Source organism: Lacunimicrobium album (genome assembly GCF_052161635.1).
Taxonomy (GTDB): Bacteria; Planctomycetota; Planctomycetia; order Planctomycetales; family Planctomycetaceae; genus SXPC01.
The window spans coordinates 689,580-710,524 of record NZ_CP197413.1; the positions used below are offsets into that span (position 1 = coordinate 689,580).

Consider the following 20,945-nt stretch of genomic DNA (forward strand, 5'->3'; position numbering starts at 1 on the left):
CGGCGTAGCGAATATCAACAGGATGTCGGTTTTTATTCTTTTGTTATCAAACAGGACGTGAAGGATTTCACGCTCTGAAATGATCCCTGCCAATTCTCAGCCAACGCGTTGGATTGAGGGCAGTTTATTTGCTCAACGAAGCATGAGTGAGGAGTTTTCTATGCGATCAGAAACCAGTTTCAGTTCCAGAATTATATGGGTCTTATTTGTCGGGGCGATGCTCTCAGCCGGTTACGTGCTGGGACTTCAACAACACCCCAAAGCAGAAGCCCAGGCACGAGAAGGCCTCGGGATCAGCCAGGCCGAACTCAAAGACATGTCGGCTCCGTTCCGGAATGCCTCGAAGCACGCGACTCCCAGCGTTGTGACCATCGTCACGGAAAGTCGCGGCCAGATGGCTGACAACAGCGATCAGATGGAAGAGCTCTTCGAGCAGCAGCCCTTCCTGCGTCAGTTCTTCGAAAACAACCCTCAGTTCCGCCAGGGACGCCCAAGCCCTCGTCGCCCGCAACTGCGACAAGGTCAGGGTTCGGGCTTCATTTACGACACCCAAGGGCATATCGTGACCAACAGCCACGTCGTCCAGGGGGCCGACCGCATTGAAGTGCGTTTGCATGACGGTCGCGTGCTCGATGCCACCCTTGTCGGTGTCGACTCGCGTGCTGATGTTGCGGTCATCAAGATCGAACCGACGTCCGATCTCGTGACACTGCCCGTTGGCAACAGTGACGAAGTTGAAGTCGGCGACTGGGTCCTTGCACTCGGCAGTCCCTTCGGGTTTGAAACAACGGTCACCTCGGGCATCATCTCAGCCAAGAGTCGCGGCCCGCACATCAACGAACGCGAAGACTATCTGCAGACCGACGCTGCCATTAACCCGGGTAACAGCGGCGGACCACTCGTCAACCTGAACGGTGAAGTCATCGGCATCAACACCGCCATCTCGACCCGCAGCGGCGGATATGACGGCATCGGCTTTGCCATTCCGATCAACATGGCCAAGTGGTCCGTCAATCAACTGATTGAAAACGGGATGGTCAAACGGGCCTTCATCGGCGTCGGGATCCAACCTGTCAGCCGTGAAATCGCCGATCAACTCGACGCCAAAGCTGGTCGCGGTGCCATTGTCACGATGATCAAGCCAGACTCGCCAGCGGCCAAATCGGAACTGAAGACAGGCGACATCATCCTCGAACTCAACGGTTCTCAGGTCAACAGCACCAACGAACTGCAGGGGATCGTCGAACGTCTCGACGTCGGCAAGTCGTACGACCTCATCGTCCTGCGTGATGGTACTCGCAAGACGCTGAAGATCACCATGGAGCAGATGCCAGAAGACTACACTCGATCCTCCGTCGACTTCACTCCTTCTCCTAAAGACAAGGATGAACCCGAACAGACCAAGTGGAACGACGTCGGCATCGAAGTTCAGCAGATCACTCCCGAACTCGCTGAACAACTCCAGATGAAAGAAGATTCTCAAGGCGTCGTGGTCACCTCGATTGATGAAAACAGCGTCGCAGCTCGTGCAGGCCTGAGTGCTGGTGATGTCATCCAAAAGATCGGCGGCCAGGAAATCAAATCACTCGATGACTTCCAGAACGCCATCAAGAAAGGTCAACCCGAAAAAGGTTACCTCCTCCTGGTCAAAACAGGTGACACCACCCGTTTCGTCGCGTTGAAGGTCAAAAAGTAATCCGATAACCCACCAACAAAAAAAACGCCGCGAGCCCTCAAAGCTCCGCGGCGTTTTTTATTTCTTAGGCGAGCGTGGGATGTCAATCCCCTGTCCCATGTGCTCTCTGCCACCATTACTCTCTGAGTACGACAAGACGCGCAATTTCACATGCTCTTCCGAAGCACGTTTTCAGATCCGCTGCCTCATCCCTGCTTTACCCTCTCGCTTCGCTCTCGATACAACTCCCCAAACGTCTTCTTCGGCACTGGCGGCAAATCCCGCTGCTTTCCCCATGGATTCAACCAGGGATGATGCGAGAGACTCTTCGGGGTGATCCTGAGCATCGTTTTCCCAATCGAGGCTCCCAGCCGAAACAACTTCGGACGCTGCATCGCGAACGACGCCACCTTCATGGGAAACCGCTTCGACCACGGCAGGAGGTTTTTTAACACCAGCTTGCTGCGCCACGTGTAAAGTTGATGATGCAGATCAATTTTTACCGGACAGACATCCGTGCAAGACCCGCACAACGTACACGCATGTGGCAGCGTATAAAACGCCTTGGGATCGCGTGATGGGGCGAGAATCGATCCGATCGGCCCCGGCACCGTCGTGCTGTAGCTATGCCCGCCGCTGCGTCGGTACACAGGACACGTATTCATGCACGCCCCGCAGCGAATGCACTTGAGTGAATTGCGGAAGTCCTCCTGATCCAGCAATGCTGTCCGGCCATTATCCACAATGATGATGTGCAGTTCGGACTCGTCATCTTTCGGCCCCTGGAAATGCGATGTATACGCCGTGATCGGCTGCCCCGTCGCCGACCTCGCCAACAGGCGGGTAAAGACTGCCAGATCGGACCACCGCGGTACTAGCTTTTCCATCCCCATGCACGCAATATGGACCTTCGGCAGCGACACCCCCAGATCAGCATTCCCCTCGTTCGTGCAAACAACAAAGCCCCCGGTCTCCGCGACCGCAAAGTTCACGCCACTGATCCCGATATCCGCCCGACAGAACTTCTCCCGCAAATGCCCCCGCGCAGCCTCCGCCAGGAAGTTGGGATCACTCTCCCCGGCCGGTGTTCCCAAATGCTCGTGAAACGTCTCGCCGACTTCCTCCCGCTTGATGTGGATGGCAGGCAGAACAATGTGACTCGGCGTCTCTTTACGAAACTGTACGATTCTCTCGCCCAGATCCGTGTCGACAACTTCATACCCGTTGCGTTCCAGGAACCCGTTGAGGTGACACTCTTCCGTCAGCATCGACTTGCTTTTGACGATGTTCTTCGCGTTGTGCTGCTTGAGAATCTTCAGAATGATCTCGTTATGCTCAGCGGAATCCGCTGCCCAGTAAACCTTCGCCCCCCGCGCAATCGCATTCTTCTCAAACTGCTCCAGCAATTCCGGCAGATGCGTCAGCACATGGTTTTTAATCCCAGAAGCCTGCTCCCGCAACTGCTCCCACTCAGGCAACGAAGCCGCCTGACGATCCCGCTTGACCCGCACGAACCACAATGTCTCATCATGCCAATGCGCGCGTTTTTCGTTGGCGATAAATTTGGAGGCTTGTTCGGGGTGTTTTGTTGTTGGTTGAATCATTGATCTGGTTTGATTTTCGTTTTTTCTCGTTTGGTGTCACGCTAAACCAAGCGGGACTCACATCTAAGTTTATCCATCTATTCCATTTTTCGCATCCGCAAACATGACTCGGAAAGCACAGATTCAAGCATTGGCAAATCAGCGAAGAACCTGATTTCATGTTGTAGCATCAAAGAAAATAGCCTCCTGTTCCGCTTTCATGATCGAAAGAGAAACAGAAGGCTGCGTATGAAATCGCCCAATCGGCAGCGAAAGAATCGTGCCAATCCACAGCGAGTAACAACTGTGCATTGACTGGTATCCCCAAACTATTTGGGTGGAGCGGGAGGTGGCGGAGTTGGAGCCTTAGGAGGTGAAAGCATACCTGGACCATCAGGAGACGCCTGCGTCTTTCCGCCATGTGGTGGAACATCAGGCTCAGCGCTTGAACAACCAACCAACATGGTTAGTGTCAAGAAAAAGGAGACTCTTACCGTGCTAAGACGCATTCTCTTTACTTTCAGTTAATTGAAATACGATGAAACCTTTACGAGAAGCGAATACCTTAGAACTCACCAATGACTCTGCCATCTGACAGGCCAGCGATATAGGCATAAAGGCTGAAGTCAATGCTCGTGGAAATAAACCGCACTGCTCCATCAGCCATTGCGAATTGCACCCCTCCTGCATGCTCAGATGAGTTTTCCCACCAGTTAGCATTTTTCCCGCTACTAGCGAGACCCCAACCATTCGGCATTGCTCCTGCCCCCATCCACGTATAATTCGTGTCTTTACCGCCAGTGCTTTCGCCATAAAGAAATGTGTTGCTTGTTCCATCTAACACGTCCCGGAATGCGACCTGCGTCCAACCGCCAAAAATTCCTTGCCACTGCTTGTGACTGTTTTCCAAACGTCCTAGATAACCTGCGACTGGCAGGTAACTTGTCTTGGCATACCCATCTGTCGCGCCAGTCACATATCCCGAGAATTCGTATTGATCTCCGTCTGCGACACAGCGAGACCCATTGGTCGCGCCATCTGTGCACCACGTATGTAATGAAATGAAATCGTCTGCACCTTCAAATGTATCGGAAGGGCATTGAAAAACGGAGATGGGAGCTTTCGCCATTTCTTGAGTGCCAACATCGTAGTAGATCCAGTGATACGTGTAGGACGTTTTTGTTTGTCCATAACCGTAACACCAGTTTGGAGTTCCTTTGCTTCCAAGTCGTTGAGGAACGACACCCTTCCATGAATCAATTTTGTCACTGATAGCCGTCTGCTCAAGAAAAGGCAGGAGTAAAGCCAATGAACTGATATTTGAACCGTACTGAAGTGCAACAGTCACATCACAGTTGCTGTCACCGGAAATGGTTGCTGGCGGGAACTGTTGATAGACATCGTGGAAATTGTGGGCTGCTAGAGCAATCTGCTTGAGGTTGTTTTTACATGTTGATCGTCTCGCAGCTTCCCTGGCCTGCTGGACTGCTGGAAGCAAAAGAGCAACAAGCGTCGCAATAATGGCAATCACAACCAACAACTCGATGAGAGTAAAGCCGCGAGACTTTGCGTGAACCATCGAAACTCTTGTCTCTGTCGACACCATGCTAAATCTCTCCATTTGAAAAGGGAAAAAGAAAAGTCAGCAGTTCCATGCCAGGATTCAAGACGGAAAAAGATGACATATCCAGGCATGGTGCAAACGCAACGCACAAGCAGTTAATAAAGAGCGAGGAGCAGACGATCTACCTGCAGCAGTGTGGCTGTGGCAGAAAGATTGAATGATTTGTCACAAACGCAAACATCAGACCAAATTTCTTGCAAACGGGATATTTTTTCTCTGTGAAATAAGTTAGCTCGATTTATTCCGATCTTTTCCTGCTCAAAATCTTAAGAATAGCGACGATGAGCAATTTCACTTAGGAATCGTTAGCGTGATGTGCCCTCTGATATGCAGCATGGTGCCTCGAATTTACGCAATAATTAACGAAAGCCGCCTTGAAATCTCGTTATCCAAGTGCTGGGTATTTCATCAGTTCCTACGAGATTTTGTAAGTACACGACAGTACCCGTAGTACATCCACCACTGCGAAAAACCTCAGCACATCAACAGGGATTCCCGAAGGCCTTAATCTCGCTTCATTCGATGACCGAGACATGCCCTCTTCGCCTTGCTGCTGTCACAGCAATGATGATTGTCGTAAATCCCAGGCAGCTGATCACTCCTCCCACCCACAACGACCACGGCCGGTATACCATGGTCACGACGTGTTTCCCACGTGGTACGTTCACCCCTCGAAACTGTCCGTCTACAATCTCCATAGAGACTGCCTGCCCATCGATCATCGAAACCCACCCCGGCCATGCCAGATCTGTCAGGATCAGTTGATTTGGCTGGCTAATGAACGTCTCCACCTCAACGCGATTTGGCTGATACGATTTCAATTCAATCGTCTTTGCACCCTGATCATTGTCCCGTAATTCGTCTCGCCAGCTGATACGTGGGCGCACACCCGCCAGCTTTGACAGGTACACTGGCTCCTGACGCCCCCATGCCCGCCCGAAGTACGGGTCCGCCACAGCGACCGCAGCCTCCACAGGCCACTGCGTCGCATCCAGCGGCTCAAAGCTCAGCACATGTGTCACGCTCGACTTCTGCAGCCATGTCACCTGAGATGGCATCGTCACGAGTTTCCCCTGTTGGCTCCGCTGATCCTCGGGCGGCGCGGGCATCGTCAGCTTGTCGTCATAATACTGCTCTGGTCCAATCCCCAGGTAAACAGGCGTCGCAGACAGCCCCGTGGATGTCGCCAGATTGGGTCCTGGCGAAAAAATCCTCGTCAGGCCTTTCGACTGCGAGACGATTTCTTCAACCGGACTCTCGTTACGTTGATTGATCCCTGGGTTCGCAACCAGCAGTGTGTACCCCGTTCCGTTTCCATTGAAAAAGCTGACATCCGCTCCTGACATCCACAACGTATTGCGCCCCATCACGTACAAGTCGAATATTGAGACCGCCAGCACGAGCCCTATCACCACTCGCCCTGCCTGCGCGTCGAACCGCTTCGTCACGCGATCCAAAAACCAGCCGGCAAACAACGCGACTGTGATCGTGGTCATTACGGTGTATCGCCCCGGTCCACGGAAGAACGAAAACCCCGGTAGGAACTGAGCCATCGGCACCAGCCACCCCGTCGCATAAACCAGACAAGCCAGCCCCAGCACCAGCCAATACCACATCCGCCACCGCTCACTTGCGGACAGATCATGATTCCACAGCAAAGCGATGATTCCGCCAAGCGCCAACGCCAACGGCAGCAGTCCAAAGTAAAGGTGAGCCTCTACCTTGTTCGTCGACTGCGGGTACGTCAGGAATGTGGGCTGCCCCAGCAGAACGTCTGAATCCACCATCGCATCATAATAAATAAACGGCGCCACCGTCTGAACCAGATACCACGGCGGCAAGTGTCCCTGTCCAACCTCACCAAATTTCTCCACCGTCGAACGCTGCGACTGCGCCTTCAATTCCATTGTCGATATCAATTGAACCGCTGCCAGCGAGAACCCCAGCAGAAGAGTCATTGACGTCCAGGTCACCGCTGACCATCGATTCACGGATTCAGCATCATTGGTATCCTCGTCTGTTGTTGTCCCCGAAAACCCCCAGACCGCCATCCCCAAGCAGGCTAGCACACTGATAAACGCCAGATTGTAATGCCCCGCCAATAGCTGCAGCCCTGTGACACCAGCCAAGACTAAGTAGTACGCGGGCTGCTTCTGTTGAATTGCTCGCTGCAAGGCCCACAGCTGCCACGGAATCCATCCCCCTGTGATGATTGCCCATTCCAGACAGCTTCGAGCAGGGAACCATCCAAAGACAAAGACACACGCCGCCAGGACTGCTGCCGACTTCGACAGCCCATTCTCTCTTGCCAGAAACCCCATTCCGACAAACGCGATTACCGTATGCACCAGGTGATTGGCGTTGTAAGCCGCGTTGACATGCATCAGCCAGTAAAACAGCAGGTGAAATGGGTAAAACACTCCCGTCTGACTTTCTCCCACCAGCGGGTATCCAAACCCGACCAGGTTATTCCACAGCGGTAAGACCCCTTGTTTCAACCAGTCTGCAAAGTACGTCTTCTGGGGAAAGAAATAGGTATAAGTATCGCCGCCAATGATCCCATACCCGACTGCCAGCGGCCACCAGAAGAATAGTGTGAGCGCGATCCCTACGACCGTGAAGACCGCCAGATCCAACCATCGTGAGGATGTGCGCGAAGTAGGTTCAGACATGCGGGGACCGCCTCATCAGTTGACAGGAAATCGAACTTCCGGAGAACACTTCTGAAAAACCAGGCAAGCTCCGTTGAGTTTAACGAAGCATCCCGGCATCGTCGTCACCCTGCAGCAGGCATTTTCCTGAATTGACGGTGGCCCAAGCCGCAGCGCATCCTCTAAGATGTTGGCCACAAGACCTGCCAGTCAATGGACGAGTTGCAGGTCTGCTCATCACGCCTTGAGACGAAGGAGTCATTGATGTCCACCCAGCTGTCACTTCACGAGAAACTTTGCGAACTGGCAGATAATCTGTGGTGGAGCTGGCAGCCTGATGTCAGCGAGATCTTCCACTTGATCGATGCGCAGCGCTGGGCGGATCTCAATCACAACCCGATCATCATGCTCCGCGAGTACACGCCGGAGAAGCTCGAACGCAAAGCCAAGGAAGGGGTTATCCCTTCTCGCATCAACCTTGCTTACCGCCAGTTCAAAGAATACATGAAGTCCCATCAGACCTGGGGCGTGCATGAAGCGGGCATCCTCGGCTACCGCCCGGTCGCCTACTTCTCGGCAGAATTCGGTCTTCATGAATCACTCCGGGTCTACTCCGGCGGCCTGGGTGTCCTCGCAGGGGATCACCTGAAATCCGCTTCCGACCTTGGCATTCCCCTTGTTGGTATTGGCCTTTTCTATCACGAAGGCTACTTCTCTCAATCCCTCAACGACGAAGGCTGGCAGCAGGAGATCTATAACACCGTCGACATCAAAGACATGCCTATGCATGTCATGAAAGACGATCACGACAAACCAATCATTATTTCCGTCGAAGCAGGCGCCGGCAAAATCCACGCCCGCGTTCTGCGTGTCAATGTGGGTCGCAACCTCCTCTTCCTGCTCGACAGCAATATCCCTGAAAACACGCCAGAAGACCGCAAGCTGACAGCCCGTCTCTATGGCGGCGACCAGCGCACCCGCATTCGTCAAGAGATTCTCCTGGGTATCGGCGGGGTCCGGGCCCTGACGGCGATGAAGATCGAGCCACGTGTCATTCACATGAACGAAGGTCACTCTGCGTTTGCGCCGCTGGAAGTTATTCGGATCAGGATGCACCGGGATGGTCTTTCGTTTCATGATGCGATCCGCGAAGTCCGTCCGATGTGCTGCTTCACGACGCATACCCCCGTCGCCGCCGGTCACGACCGCTTTGACCCTGCGTTGACCCTGGAACAGCTCGGCCCGATGGCTCAACAGCTTTCACTCAATAGTGAAGGCTTCATGGCGCTCGGTCGTGTCGAGCCAGGGAATCACAGCGAGCCGTTCTGCATGACAATCATTGCGTTCAAGACAAGTCATCGTGCGAACGGCGTCTCGAATCTGCATGGAGTCGTTTCGCGCCGCATGTGGACCTGCCTGTGGCCGTATCTCAGTGAAGCCCAGATCCCGATTGGCCACATCACCAACGGCGTTCACGTCTCTTCGTGGCTGGCCCCCAACCTGCGAGTTCTCTACGACCGCGTCCTCCCCGATAAGTGGTACCTGCGCACCGGCGAAGCCAAGGTCTGGGAAGGGATCGACACCGTCACCAACGGCGAGATGTGGGAGATTCACCAGACACTCAAGAATCGCATGGTCAACTTCGCCCGCTCGTGGATGGTTCGACAAGCTGTCCGTCGGCATGCCGCCGATGAGAAGATCGATGCCCTCCAGCAGATCCTCGATCCGCAAGCCCTGACCATCGGCTTCGCCCGACGATTTGCACCGTATAAACGTGCCGACCTGATCATGCACGACATCGACCGCTTAGCTCGTCTCTTCGAAGACGAGAAACGCCCGCTGCAGCTGATCTATTGCGGTAAGGCCCACCCGGCCGACGAGCAGGGCAAGAAAATCCTGCAGCGCATTTACAAGATCTCTCAGGAGAAACCCTTCCTCGGCAAGATCATCTTCCTCGAAGACTATGACATCAGTATCACGCGACAACTCGTTCAGGGAGTGGATGTCTGGCTGAACAACCCGCGTCGCCCTCTCGAAGCCTCTGGGACTTCGGGGCAAAAAGTCGTTCTCAACGGCGGTCTGAATCTGTCAGTCCTCGATGGCTGGTGGGCGGAAGCCTATGACGGCATGAACGGCTTCTCCATCGGTAACGGTGAGACTCACGTCGATACAGACATCCAGGACGAACGTGATGCCATCAGCCTGATCGAAACCCTTGAAAACGAAGTCATCCCGCTTTACTATCAGCGCGACCGTGACGACCTTCCCCGCGACTGGGTCCTCCGCATGAAACGAGCCGTCCGCACCCTCGGCTGGCGCTTCAACGCCGACCGTATGGTCATGGACTACACGAAACTGAGCTACATCCCCGCCGCTGGTGGTCTTTCGTCCGAAATGATGATCATGCCCTGATGCCACTCTCTGGTAGCACAGACATTCCTGTCTGTGTTTCCGGGTCTGTTTGACAAAAAATGACGCTCTGGCACCAAGTGGCATGCTTGCCGCTCCAAGCAAGTATGCTCTTTGGTCCGTGAATAGGCGGTCAAATTCACAAGCCAGGTGCCACTGGCTATGCCGGTGTTCTTCGTTCTTTAGTTGACACCGGAAACAGGTACGTCTTTACTCCCTGGGCAAACTTGGTTCGCAACTCTTTTCCTATCTGTTAGCTGCCAGTCAGCAAAGCCACATCACCTTCACTGCCGTACCCACTATGAATGAGAAAGACGATCGCTACGCTTCGATCTTCCTCATTTTTCTGCGATTCGGTCTGTTGGCGTGGGGCGGTCCCGTTGCACAGATCGCCATGATCCGGGAGGAACTTGTCGGACGACGACAATGGATCACTCCCGAGAAGTTCAGACGGGCGCTGGCGGTCTATCAGGCTCTCCCTGGCCCGGAAGCCCATGAACTGTGTGTCTATTTCGGTATAATCCGTGCCGGTCGCCTGGGTGGCTTCCTGGCTGGCTTGGGTTTCATGTTGCCCGGACTGCTGCTGATGCTTCTGTTGGCCTGGGCGTATTCATTCTATGGAGCCGATGTGCTGTTGCCGCTATTTGTCGGCGTCGCTCCAGCTGTGACAGCAATCATCGTACGTGCCGCTCAGCGCCTGGGCAGTCAGTCACTCGTCAGCGTTGGACACTGGGTGGCTGCCATCGCTGCTGTCGGACTCACTCTGATGGGCGTGCATTTCCTGATGGTATTTCTCGTCGCGGCGATCTGGCAGACACTCTGGTCAGCAGGACGACGTAGCGTTGCAATCGCCGTGGGCATGTCCCTTGCTGTCTTTGTGATTTTCATCACTTCACGTTATCCCACCGTGAACGTGATCCATCCGGGGAGTTCCGGGAATCTCCTCATTGAAGGCCTCAAAGCAGGCTTGCTGTCCTTCGGCGGTGCCTACACCGCGATTCCATTCCTGCAAAACAGCATGGTCGGGCATTACCCTGACGTTACTCAAACTGTTTTCCTGGACAGCATCGCGCTGGGCAATGTCATACCTGCCCCCCTCATCATCTTCGGCACTTTCCTGGGATACATCGCCGATGGACTGTCCGGGGGATTGCTGATGACTCTGGGGATCTTCTTCCCCGCCTTCGCCTTTACCCTGATCGGCCATCATCAACTGGAACGTCTGATCGAAAATCGCGCCGTCCACGGTGCTCTGGAAGGCATCTCCGCCGCCGTCGTCGGCCTGCTCGCTCTGACGGCTCTGAACATCTTCCAACAAGTGGTAACAGGCGGACTGCAGTTATTCCTGTTCGCGTTCTCCCTCGCCGCACTGCTCCTGCTCAAGAGTAAATGGACCATTCCAGCCGTGATCATAAGCTCTGGGTTGATCGGTTATTTCCTGAGCAACGCGAACTGAGGACGCTGTACAACGCTAAGAAGCACTCGCAATAACACAATAGCGTCTGATCGGAAAACCGCTGCGACAAAAGGTTGTTTTGTGCACGTTTCAAGGTAGTTAAAATGAATCTTCTTTCATGCGAAAAGAACAAAATTCTTTGAAGCCCCCTTTGGACATTGCCACACAGTCACGACACGAACTTCGTGACTTCACATTCAAGTCCGTCTCTGATCTTCACTATCTTTACTGCTGGCACGTCCCGCGCCTGTCAAACCTTAACGGTTGTAACAATGCTGCGGGTCGCAGCAGCTGTAACAGGAACGGTTGTTGAGGGTTTGCTCGCTCTACATTCAGATTCACGCTGATCAAGCACGATGAAAAGATCACACCACGGAAGGTGTCGTGCGGTTCGCGCGAAGATTGAGGGAGCGATAGCGTGTCTGGATATGTTCGATGGTATTTGACTCTTGCCCTTCTGGCTGCGGGCTGCACGTCGCGTCACGTCGACTCGACCTTTCAACAAACAGCCTCCACGCCTCCGCCATCGACCTCGTCTGAATTCTCCGTTGAGCACCGCTTCAGCAATCCGGACAATATCAAGGCTCTCAAGCAAATTGTTCCGTCTGACGTCGCTTCATCAGATTCTCACATCAAAGAATCCAGCGAGACCTTTCAGACGGCCGCTGCGCAGGAAACAACGGGTCAAAAACCCAACGTTGTCTTTCCTGAAGCTCAGCCTCCAGTGACGACACCTGATACGCCGCCCCCGGCTGCTCCGGAAAATGTGCCGCCGGGTCAGGTCGTCGACCCCAATCGCGATAATCCTTATGAAGAGATCATCGAAGCCGATCACAAGACCGGAACTGGTCGGCTCCTTTCGCTCGATGAAGTCATCGGCTCTGTTTACGGCGCTTACCCTGCTCTTGCAGCAGCTGAACAGGAACGTCAAGTAGCCTTTGGCGAAATGGTGACAAGATCCGGCGAGTTCGACACGAAGCTCTATGCCGATTCGAACAACCAGCCTGTTGGCTATTATCAGACTTACCGACAAGCTGTCGGTGCCTATCTCCCAATGTACAACGGAGGCCAGGTCTTTACTCAATACCGCGTCGGACGAGGTTATTACGAGCCCTGGTACCGCGAACGTCAGACCAACGATGGCGGTGAATTCAAGCTGGGCATTGAGAAGCCTTTACTGAGAAACCTCGAGATCGATCCTCGTCGTGCAGAACTCTGGCAGGCGGGCGTGCAGCGACAAGCCGTCGAACCTGATATCCAGGCGCAACGAATCCAGTTCGTTCAGGAATCCGCGTATGCGTACTGGTCCTGGGTGGCTGCAGGCCATGCTTACCAGATTAAAAGCGTCCTGCTGAAACTCGCAGAAGATCGTAACGAGCAGATTCGCCTCGAAGTCGAACGCGGTAAGAAAGACCCGCCCGTTCTGCAGGATAACCTGCGAATTATCGCCCTGCGTCAAGCCGAGTTAATTGAGGCAGAGCTGAAAGTAAAACAGTCAGCCATCAAGCTGTCACAGTATTACCGCGACCCATCAGGGCGCCCGTTTGTTGTTACGCTGGACCAGTTGCCCGACTTTCCGTTGATCGATTCACTCCCTGCCGATCAATTACCGATTGACCTGGATCTCGCGTTGGCGCGTCGCCCTGAGTTGACAGTGCTCGATTTCGTCAAGAAAGACCTCGACATCCAGTACGCCCTGGCAACCAACGACCTGCAACCGACACTCGACGCCTACGCCATCAGCTCACAAGACGTTGGTGAGCCAACCAGCCCGTCCCGCGATAAATCCCGTTTGGAGTACGAAACTGGACTGGCATTCGAAGTCCCTCTGCAACGTCGTAAGGCGAAAGGTAAGCTGACTTCGACTCAGGCGAAGATGACCCAGGTCGCGTATAAACGACAACTCACCGCTGACAAGATCGGTATCGACGTCCAGAAGTCAGTCGCAGGAATCAACGCCGCGGTACAGGTCATCACGCAGGAAGAACGCAACGTCGAACTGGCAACCTATATGGCGCAGGTCGAACGACGGATCTTCGCGGTTGGTCGAACAGATTTGTTCCTCCTGAATCGACGGGAAGAAGACGCCGTGAAGGCTGCCATCACTCTGGTCGAGGCGAAGCTGCGTTACTTTCTCGCCCGAGCCGACTACCGGGCCGCGCTGGCGCTGGATTGACGATAGAACTCTTGTTTTCCGCAAATAAGGTCAACACGTTGATCTTATTTGACTGTACTCAGAGGAATTACGAGAGCTGCCCCTAAACCTTCGGCAGCTTCGGGGCCTTGGGAATCTTGCCGTCTTTCTCGATCTGGATCGAGGGTGGGAAGCCGTTGAGGTTACGCCAGATTTCGTACCACAGCGGAACCGTGTCCAATAAAACCCAGCCGTTGACCCGGACGCCTTGTCGCAGGAAGCGAGGTTCCGGCCATTCCTGAGTCGTCTCATCGGGAGCAACGAGGACACGGAAGCGTCCCATGCCGTCGTCGGTCTCATCAACGGAGATGACTGTTCCGCCGAATGTTCCCACCGCGACCTGAGGCCAACCGGAGAATTGAATCGCGGGCCAGCCTTCAAACTGCAGACGGACGTGTCGACCGACGTCCACCAGCGGGGCATCGTTGCCTTTGAGGTAAACCTCCACGGAACGATTCGCTGTCTCGGGGACGATGACGCAGATCGGGTCACCTTCCTTGAGGATCGCTGCTCCCTGGTTGGGCGTGATTTTCACAATCGTTCCATCAAAAGGAGCATTGAGGACCTGCGACTGCTGGCGAGCGGTCTTGATCTCTGATTCTGTCAAATCCTTCTGAGCTTTGTTGACTTCACTCCGCGCTTTCGAGACTTCACTGGATGCCTTGGCGATATCGGACTGAGCCTTCTGCACCATCCCCAGTGCGTAGTCGATATCAATATCGGCAAGCGCCAGCTTGACATCGCGGTCCTTCATCTTACTGTTGAGGTCTTCTTTGGCAATCTGGATGTAGGTCGCTGCCTTGTCGACTTTGATGCCAGCCTCTTTCATCTTTCGCTGGGAGACCTGAAAGTACTCGTCGTTGTAAATCCCATCGCGATAAAGCAGTTGATCACGCTGAAACTCCAGATCGATCTGCTCTTTAGCCGTGACGGCTTCGCTGTACTCTTGCTCGGCAGCATCGACCTTCTTTTTGGTCATTTCGATTAAGGCATTGGCAGAGTCGAGCGTGTCGCTACGAATCGTGCGGTAACGCTCGATCTGCTGGAAATAAATTCGCTCAATCTGCTTGGCGTTGACGAGATTCTGTTCGTTGGCTTCGAGAACTTTCTTGGCTGCTTCTACGACCGATTTCGACGCGTTGAGCTGATCATTCAAGCGAGTGACATAGTCAGGATCAAGATCCTGGATCTCGGCGATGAACTGTCCTTTTTCGACCTGGGCGTTCTCGAAGATGTTGTGTCCCCAGCGAACGATTCGTCCCTTGATCGTCGCTTGCATCGTCTGCGGGCGCTCTGTGGGGCTAAAAGCGATCACGTTTCCCGTCCCCTTGACCGACTGCTGCCACGGCGCAAAGACAACGAAGATCATCGTGACGATCAAGGACCACATCAGGACATTCGCAATCCTTCTAGCCTTCTGCGACGACCGCGCCAGGCGCAGAGTCGGCATGAGCGTCTCGTCATACGCCACCGGCTGCAGCATGGTCGATCCCGGACGTGTCAGGACTTGCGAGAGTTCCACATCAGTCAGTTCCCGTCGTGTGACTTCACGTTCGTCCGTTTTCGTTTTCATCGTGCAACCTTGATCTCTATCTGCTGGTTCGGTCTTGGCATGAAGGGCGTGGATTAGACAGTCGCGAGAACATCAAGTCGACGTCGCATCTATCAGACGCGGGCTGGACATTTCTGGCACGGCTGTATGCCCCATTAGTCGCAGGCGATACTCGCACATCGAGGCAAGCTGCTTGCGACCGGTCACCAGGATCAGCGTCCATGGATGATCAGGACGAATCAGATAACTCATGATCCGCTCTGCTTCTTCGTCAGGCAGGGCATCAAGAACCTCATCAATGAGTAACAGCCCCGGTCTTGCAACAATCGCGCGAGCCAGCATCAGACGCCGCGACTGGTTTTGAGTCAAAGGCGACCCACCGGTAATCAAAGACGTTTCCAAGCCATCCGGAAGCTTAAGAATTTCATCCAGAAGGCCGACATGCTCGAGCGCATCGCGCAGCTGCGGCATGGTAACATCGGGACGCTGCAGGTGCAGATTCTCGGCAAGCGTCCCTGTGAAAATCTCGACTTCCGAGACAAGCGAGACATGACGACGCAGAACATCCGGACGAACATCACGAGGATCAAAACGATCAATCGTCAGGTGACCCTGGGTCGGAACTTTCAGGCCGAAGAGCATACTGAGGAGCGTCGACTTGCCGCTGCTGCTCGGCCCGGTGATCGCCCAATGCTCTCCCGCACCAATCATCAGGTTGACGTGATTCAAGACGTCGTGGCCGTGTGGAGTCACATAAGCAAGATTGACGATCTCAACGGAAGCAGGCTTACCTGTCTGCAACGACAGAAGTCCCGACTGCTCAGCCACCGGAAGCGAGAACAGATAACCAAGCTTATCCATCGACGCCATCAGGTCGTAAAACTCTTCCAGGTGCTTCCCCAGCTTGGCCAGAGAAGACACAATGACCGTGACGATCAATTCTGCCGCCACTAGTTGTCCCAGCGTCAACTGACCGGAAATGACGAGGAAGCCTCCAATGCCCAGGAGCGCTGTACTCGCCAGCGCCTGCAGCAGGAGCGCAAACAAAATCTGTCGCATGAGGATATTAAACTGCAGCCGTCGATCGGTCAGATACTGGTGCGTGAAACGGTCGGCACGCTCCATCGCAAACTCGACGCCACCATAATGACGGAACGTCTTCGTATTGCCTGCGATATCCTGCAACCATGCTGCGGTGGCATACTTCGCATACGATTCATCAATACTCGTTCTGATACCGCCACGTCCCAGGACGAAGATAATCACTGCGCCAGCGACCAGCAGGACAATATCAAACCCCAATAGCCACGGGTGATAAAACGCCAGCACCGCCATCCCGACGAGCGTCGAAATCACCAGCGAAACCCCGTCGAGCAACATGGATGCGGTGACTTTTTGAACGGTTACGATCTCGAAGAATCGGTTGACCAGTTCCCTCGGCTCGTGATGCCCGAACGAATCAATTTCCGCGCGAGGCAGTCGGTATGCCAAATCCGCAACCACGCGGGCAAACAGTCTTCGTTGAATAATTTCGACGACATACGTCTGCAAGGCCTTGATCGCAGCCAGGAACAGCAGGAACGCCAGCAGAATGACCGACAGCACCACGACGGGTTGCAAAACATTTCCAAACGCGACCGTATTGACCAGCGATTCAATCGCCAGCGGAGTCGCCAGTGATAACACACCTGCGACCATCGCAAACAGAACGACGATCCAGATATCCGACCATTCCGGTCTCAGAAGTCGCCAAAGCAGTTTCGAGGGAGACTGATGATCGTCGTGATGACTTTTCTTGTATCGACGACCGTCGGGCTCCAGACCGCCATGGGTCGGATCGTTGTCACCCGGGATCAGAACGCTGTTCGCCTGCGCGAATCCTGATGGACAGGCTTCGAGATTTCCAGGCTCAATAACAATACACCGAATCGTGTTCTTATCAGCCTTCAGCTGTTCACTGAGCTGGTTCTTCCTCAGCCAGACGGATTGAGTCGCCCCATCAAAATAAACCAGCAGAAACTTCTTGGACTTCACCTTAATGACAGCGTTCCAGGTGTCCGAATCCTGCAGGGTTACAAGGGCAGCTCCTTCACGCGCTAACTGAACAAACTGCGCAAAGTTACAGTCGATAACCTTGGCTTTCAGGCCCAGGCTTTGTGTCGTCTCAATTGCAGGACGCCACCAGTCGTCCCGTCGTGCTTCTTGAGCGGAGGTGAATGCGTCTGAGGCAACGCGCCTGATCTGTGATCGTTCGACCGCCTGTCCGCAGTTCTGCAAAACGGCTTCAAGAATCGCGGTGACCTGCTCGGCCGAGCCCTTGGTCGAGGTGGGGTTCACGAGTTCTCCTCAAAATCGAGAGTCAAAGTGGTAACGTCAATCGTTGAAACGACGAATCGATCAAGTTGGATGAATAGCGTGGGAATTATAGTCAGAATAATTCTGATGAGAATATGGATCTCCTTTCGCCAGCGTCATTTAAGCGACACAACGAATACGTTATTGGACTCGCGAAACCACAATCATAATAGCTCAGATTTTGTGTCTCTGCCGGTTCAATACGGATTCCGGAATGCGTGAAATCCCTCAAATCATTACGCGGTATTACCTTACGTCGTGGTTGCCAATCTGAGTTCTGCCACAAATGCTGCAATTTCCACAATCGCTCAGCCCACCTTGTTGAGGTGTGAGATCAAAATGCAGCTGACAATAACTCTCCCAGTGCCGTCGTGATTTCCTTTGAACCTCTCCGCCCCGAGGTTTCATTTAAATGCAAGGTTCGTCGCGCACTGCGAACATCAGCTCAAATAAATCGGCGAGCGTGTTGACCTCTACTTTGCGCATGACTCGCGAGCGACGGTCTTCCACCGTTCTCACAGTCAAGTTCAGCTTCTCAGCCATCTGTTTATTGGTCAGTCCCTGATGAATCATCTCAAGCACTTCCTGCTCTTTGTCGGTCAGGCGTGCTAAGCGGGTCTGAGCGTCAATGCGTTTCGACTTTTTCAGCCGGATGAGTCTGTCCTTTTCGATACTCCCGCGTATCTGCTGTTGAAGGACATCAAGACGAAACGGCTTCTCGAGAAACGTGTATGCCCCTCGGCTCATCGCAGTCACTGCCATTGAAATATCGGCATGCCCGCTAATCATAATGACGGGAAGACCAACCCCTGCGTCGACAAGCATTTTCTGCAGTTCGAGTCCGCTCATCCCTGGCATTTTGATGTCAAGAATCAGACATCCCGGGCGTTCCGGGTCGTGTCCATAAAGAAAATCTTCCGCGCTTCGATAGACGGCTGCGCCATAACCCAACGACTTGGCCACAATCGCGATTGCCTGCGAAACGGCTGGATCATCATCGACAACATTGACCACTGGAGTACTCATCGTTGTGAATCTTGCTCCAGTTGCGCATGGCTGACAGGAAGAACGATCTGGAAGATTGCTCCACGCGGATGATTGGGACCGGCTGTCAGTCGCCCGCCGTGGGACTGGATGATTCGGCGACAGATCGCCAGCCCAAGTCCCATCCCATGGATCTTGGTTGTGTAAAACTGCTCAAAGACTTTCTCATAGTCAGCTCCCGTGATTCCCTGTCCGAAGTCAGCGACCTCGATGAGAATCGAAGGTGATTGTGAATCGAACTGGGAACGAATGATGCAGACACGATCGTCTTTCTGACTGACAGGCATTGCGTCCAGCGCGTTGTAGATCAGATTGAGTAAAACCTGCTCTAACTGCGTCCGGTCCGCATAGACTGTCGGAAGACTTGCCTGCAGGTGCAACTTGACCTCAGCCTTGCCGTGATTGGTGTAGTGATTCGAGAAAGAAACTGCAGAGCGGATAATCTCATTCAAATCGACAGGGGCACGGCTCGGTTCTGATTTTCGAATCATCGCGCGCAACGAGCGAATGATGGATGCGGCCCGTTCGGCCTGCATGGCGATGTCAGACAAGGTATCTGTCACGTTTTGCTCGATGTCAGTTCGCTCAGCAATCATTTGTCGGAGCAGGTCCGACTGCAGGCAGATGGCAGATAAAGGCTGATTGAGCTCATGTGCAAGACCGCCTGCAAGTTCTCCTACGGTATTGAGTCGATGAACATGAGCCAGATCATCAATTCGACGTCGGATGAATTCTTCGGTCGCCTTTCTCTGCCGAATATCACGAACATAACCAGTGAAACTGTACTTCCCTGACGCATCCTTGACGCAGGCAAATGAGATCTCAACGGGGATCTTTGTTCCAGAGGAATGGAAAATATGGGCTTCCACGCCGGACCAGTTCATGGTTCTTTCATGAGTCCTCTGGAACCTTGCAAAAGCGGCTTCATGACTTGCTTGAAACTCGACCGGGATAAGCGACATCAATGGTCGCCCCACCAATGAACTAGCCTCGACTCCGAAAAGCTTCGCCACACTTTCGTTGACGTAGATGATCAACCCTGCGCTATCGACCGAGATGATTGCATCGGTCGCAGTCTCCGCCAGGACGCGGTAAAGCTCATAATTGTGGTCGATCGCGCTTAATCGGGTTTCGAGTCGCGCGCACTTCTCTGCGAGTCGCTGATTTTCAGCCAACACGGCGTTTGCATCATTTTTAGAAGAAGAGGGCATGATCGACTCGGGATGTTGTCAGGTATTTCGCAGGTTACTCGAGAATGGCATTCGGAGACTGGCGGGCTGCTTCTATCATAACACTTGAGAGGATCGTGTAGACTTCAATCCATGCTTGACGGGTCTCATCGGTGAATGCTGGTCCCAGTCCTTGCTCAAGAGTCCACAGAAGGGCAGCCCCCACGGTCTGATAGTGCTCAGGTTTCACGCGGTAATCATTGTGGCGGATCCCAAGTGCCTGCACATTCGAGACAATTCGGTCAAGATGATCCAGCCCATGAACGCAGTACGCCAGCATCTGCATCAGCTTCACCTTTTGTTCCTGAATATCGTCGGGAAACAAACTTCGTAATGATGGATCCAACTCAAACAGCCGTCCGTAAAACAGATCGGCTGCAGTGCTGGAAATCGGCGAGACCAGTTTCCAGGATGATTGTACGAGCGTTTTTTGTTCTGGGGTCATGGGCAATCCAGGTGAGAAGAAAGAGAAAATGATGACAAAAGAAATCGCTGGGTTTAAGGAACAACGACGCGGACAATGACTCCACCCATCACGTCTCCCTCTTTGAAGACAGGGTAGTCATCACCTCGCTCGGCGTGATTGTTGTGGCAGTCCCAGCAGGCCTGGGTCACCGCCTTATCGGGATAAACAGCAACCAGGTACTTCTTTCCTTCAATGACTTCGTCGGCATAGAAGTTTTCGCCGATATGCTCAGCGACGTACTCGAGCCCTTTTTCTTCCACATCAGTGCCAGGCCTGTTCTGCCTGTTGAGAGGCCATTTTGATTTCAGCCCATAAGTAAAGCCGGCGTCAGGATTCTTGTTGACGAGTTCTGCCCCCATGCGAAACATCTGCGCCGGAAGTGGAACCTTATGTTCTTCTGAATCCCAATACTCGCTGGGCATCACAGGTGCATTCTGCTCCTGCAGATTCGAGACGACATGAGTGGCGTAAACGGTCCGATCCGCCATGACAACGGCATGCACCGCATCTGCCAGTCTCTGCGGAGAGATGCCTCCCGAGTTTGTGCTTGATGAGGCTTTGGGATCGACGCTCATTTCTGATCGCGTACAGCCTGCACTGATCAGGCAGCTGAGTCCGGTCACTGTGACTGCGTATCGAAACCAGAGGATCGAGGAACTGTAAGTCATCACGATGGGCGTATCCGTAATTCGAAAGATCATTGAAAG

Annotated in this window: 13 protein-coding genes; 4 read left to right on the forward strand and 9 right to left on the reverse strand. The window is 53.6% G+C overall.

The genetic code is table 11. The features are described from left to right. Positions 1–217: 217 nt before the first annotated feature. Entirely contained in the window at positions 218–1,696 is a 1,479-nt protein-coding gene (locus tag SH248x_RS02760) for a Do family serine endopeptidase (protein ID WP_459556994.1), read from the forward strand. Positions 1,697–1,881: 185 nt separating this feature from the next. On the opposite strand, the gene SH248x_RS02765 is transcribed toward SH248x_RS02760, so the two are convergent. The 3 genes from SH248x_RS02765 to SH248x_RS02775 form a co-directional block, all read right to left on the reverse strand. Continuing rightward, positions 1,882–3,279 (reverse strand): lactate utilization protein B, encoded by a 1,398-nt coding sequence (locus tag SH248x_RS02765; protein WP_459556995.1) that lies wholly within the window; start codon positions 3,277–3,279, stop codon positions 1,882–1,884. 544 nt (positions 3,280–3,823) lie between these two features. Beyond that, positions 3,824–4,864, reverse strand: coding sequence for a DUF1559 family PulG-like putative transporter (locus tag SH248x_RS02770; protein ID WP_459556996.1), 1,041 nt, complete (start codon positions 4,862–4,864; stop codon positions 3,824–3,826). Between the two features lie 533 nt (positions 4,865–5,397). After that, positions 5,398–7,554: a YfhO family protein gene (locus tag SH248x_RS02775; protein ID WP_459556997.1), complete on the reverse strand. Its 2,157-nt coding sequence runs from the start codon at positions 7,552–7,554 to the stop codon at positions 5,398–5,400. 243 nt (positions 7,555–7,797) lie between these two features. On the opposite strand from SH248x_RS02775, the gene glgP reads away from it, so the two are divergent. The 3 genes from glgP to SH248x_RS02790 all read left to right on the forward strand — a co-directional run bounded on the left by glgP (position 7,798) and on the right by SH248x_RS02790 (position 13,574). Next, positions 7,798–9,945: a glycosyltransferase family protein gene (glgP, locus tag SH248x_RS02780; protein WP_459556998.1), complete on the forward strand. Its 2,148-nt coding sequence runs from the start codon at positions 7,798–7,800 to the stop codon at positions 9,943–9,945. A gap of 298 nt (positions 9,946–10,243) precedes the next feature. Continuing rightward, positions 10,244–11,398, forward strand: a complete 1,155-nt coding sequence (gene chrA, locus SH248x_RS02785) for a chromate transporter (protein ID WP_459556999.1) — start codon at positions 10,244–10,246, stop codon at positions 11,396–11,398. Between the two features lie 418 nt (positions 11,399–11,816). After that, a complete protein-coding gene (locus SH248x_RS02790; protein ID WP_459557000.1) occupies positions 11,817–13,574 on the forward strand; it encodes a TolC family protein in 1,758 nt (585 codons plus the stop codon). An 82-nt stretch (positions 13,575–13,656) separates the two neighbouring features. Here the strand turns inward: SH248x_RS02790 and SH248x_RS02795 are convergent, their stop codons facing one another. From SH248x_RS02795 to SH248x_RS02820, 6 genes are all read right to left on the reverse strand, one after another. Further along, a complete protein-coding gene (locus tag SH248x_RS02795; protein WP_459557001.1) occupies positions 13,657–15,165 on the reverse strand; it encodes an HlyD family secretion protein in 1,509 nt (502 codons plus the stop codon). A 72-nt stretch (positions 15,166–15,237) separates the two neighbouring features. Continuing rightward, positions 15,238–17,481 (reverse strand): peptidase domain-containing ABC transporter, encoded by a 2,244-nt coding sequence (locus tag SH248x_RS02800; protein WP_459557002.1) that lies wholly within the window; start codon positions 17,479–17,481, stop codon positions 15,238–15,240. A 426-nt stretch (positions 17,482–17,907) separates the two neighbouring features. Continuing rightward, positions 17,908–18,525, reverse strand: coding sequence for a response regulator transcription factor (locus SH248x_RS02805; RefSeq protein ID WP_459557003.1), 618 nt, complete (start codon positions 18,523–18,525; stop codon positions 17,908–17,910). Next, positions 18,522–19,754: a two-component system sensor histidine kinase NtrB gene (locus tag SH248x_RS02810; RefSeq protein ID WP_459557004.1), complete on the reverse strand. Its 1,233-nt coding sequence runs from the start codon at positions 19,752–19,754 to the stop codon at positions 18,522–18,524. Before SH248x_RS02810 ends, SH248x_RS02805 begins: the two co-directional genes overlap by 4 nt. A 34-nt stretch (positions 19,755–19,788) precedes the next feature. Continuing rightward, positions 19,789–20,217 (reverse strand): globin family protein, encoded by a 429-nt coding sequence (locus SH248x_RS02815; protein ID WP_459557005.1) that lies wholly within the window; start codon positions 20,215–20,217, stop codon positions 19,789–19,791. Positions 20,218–20,270: 53 nt separating this feature from the next. Further along, the gene (locus tag SH248x_RS02820; protein ID WP_459557006.1) at positions 20,271–20,939 is read right to left on the reverse strand and encodes a Tll0287-like domain-containing protein; all 669 of its coding nucleotides are present in this window, start codon (positions 20,937–20,939) and stop codon (positions 20,271–20,273) included. Positions 20,940–20,945 lie beyond the last annotated feature (6 nt).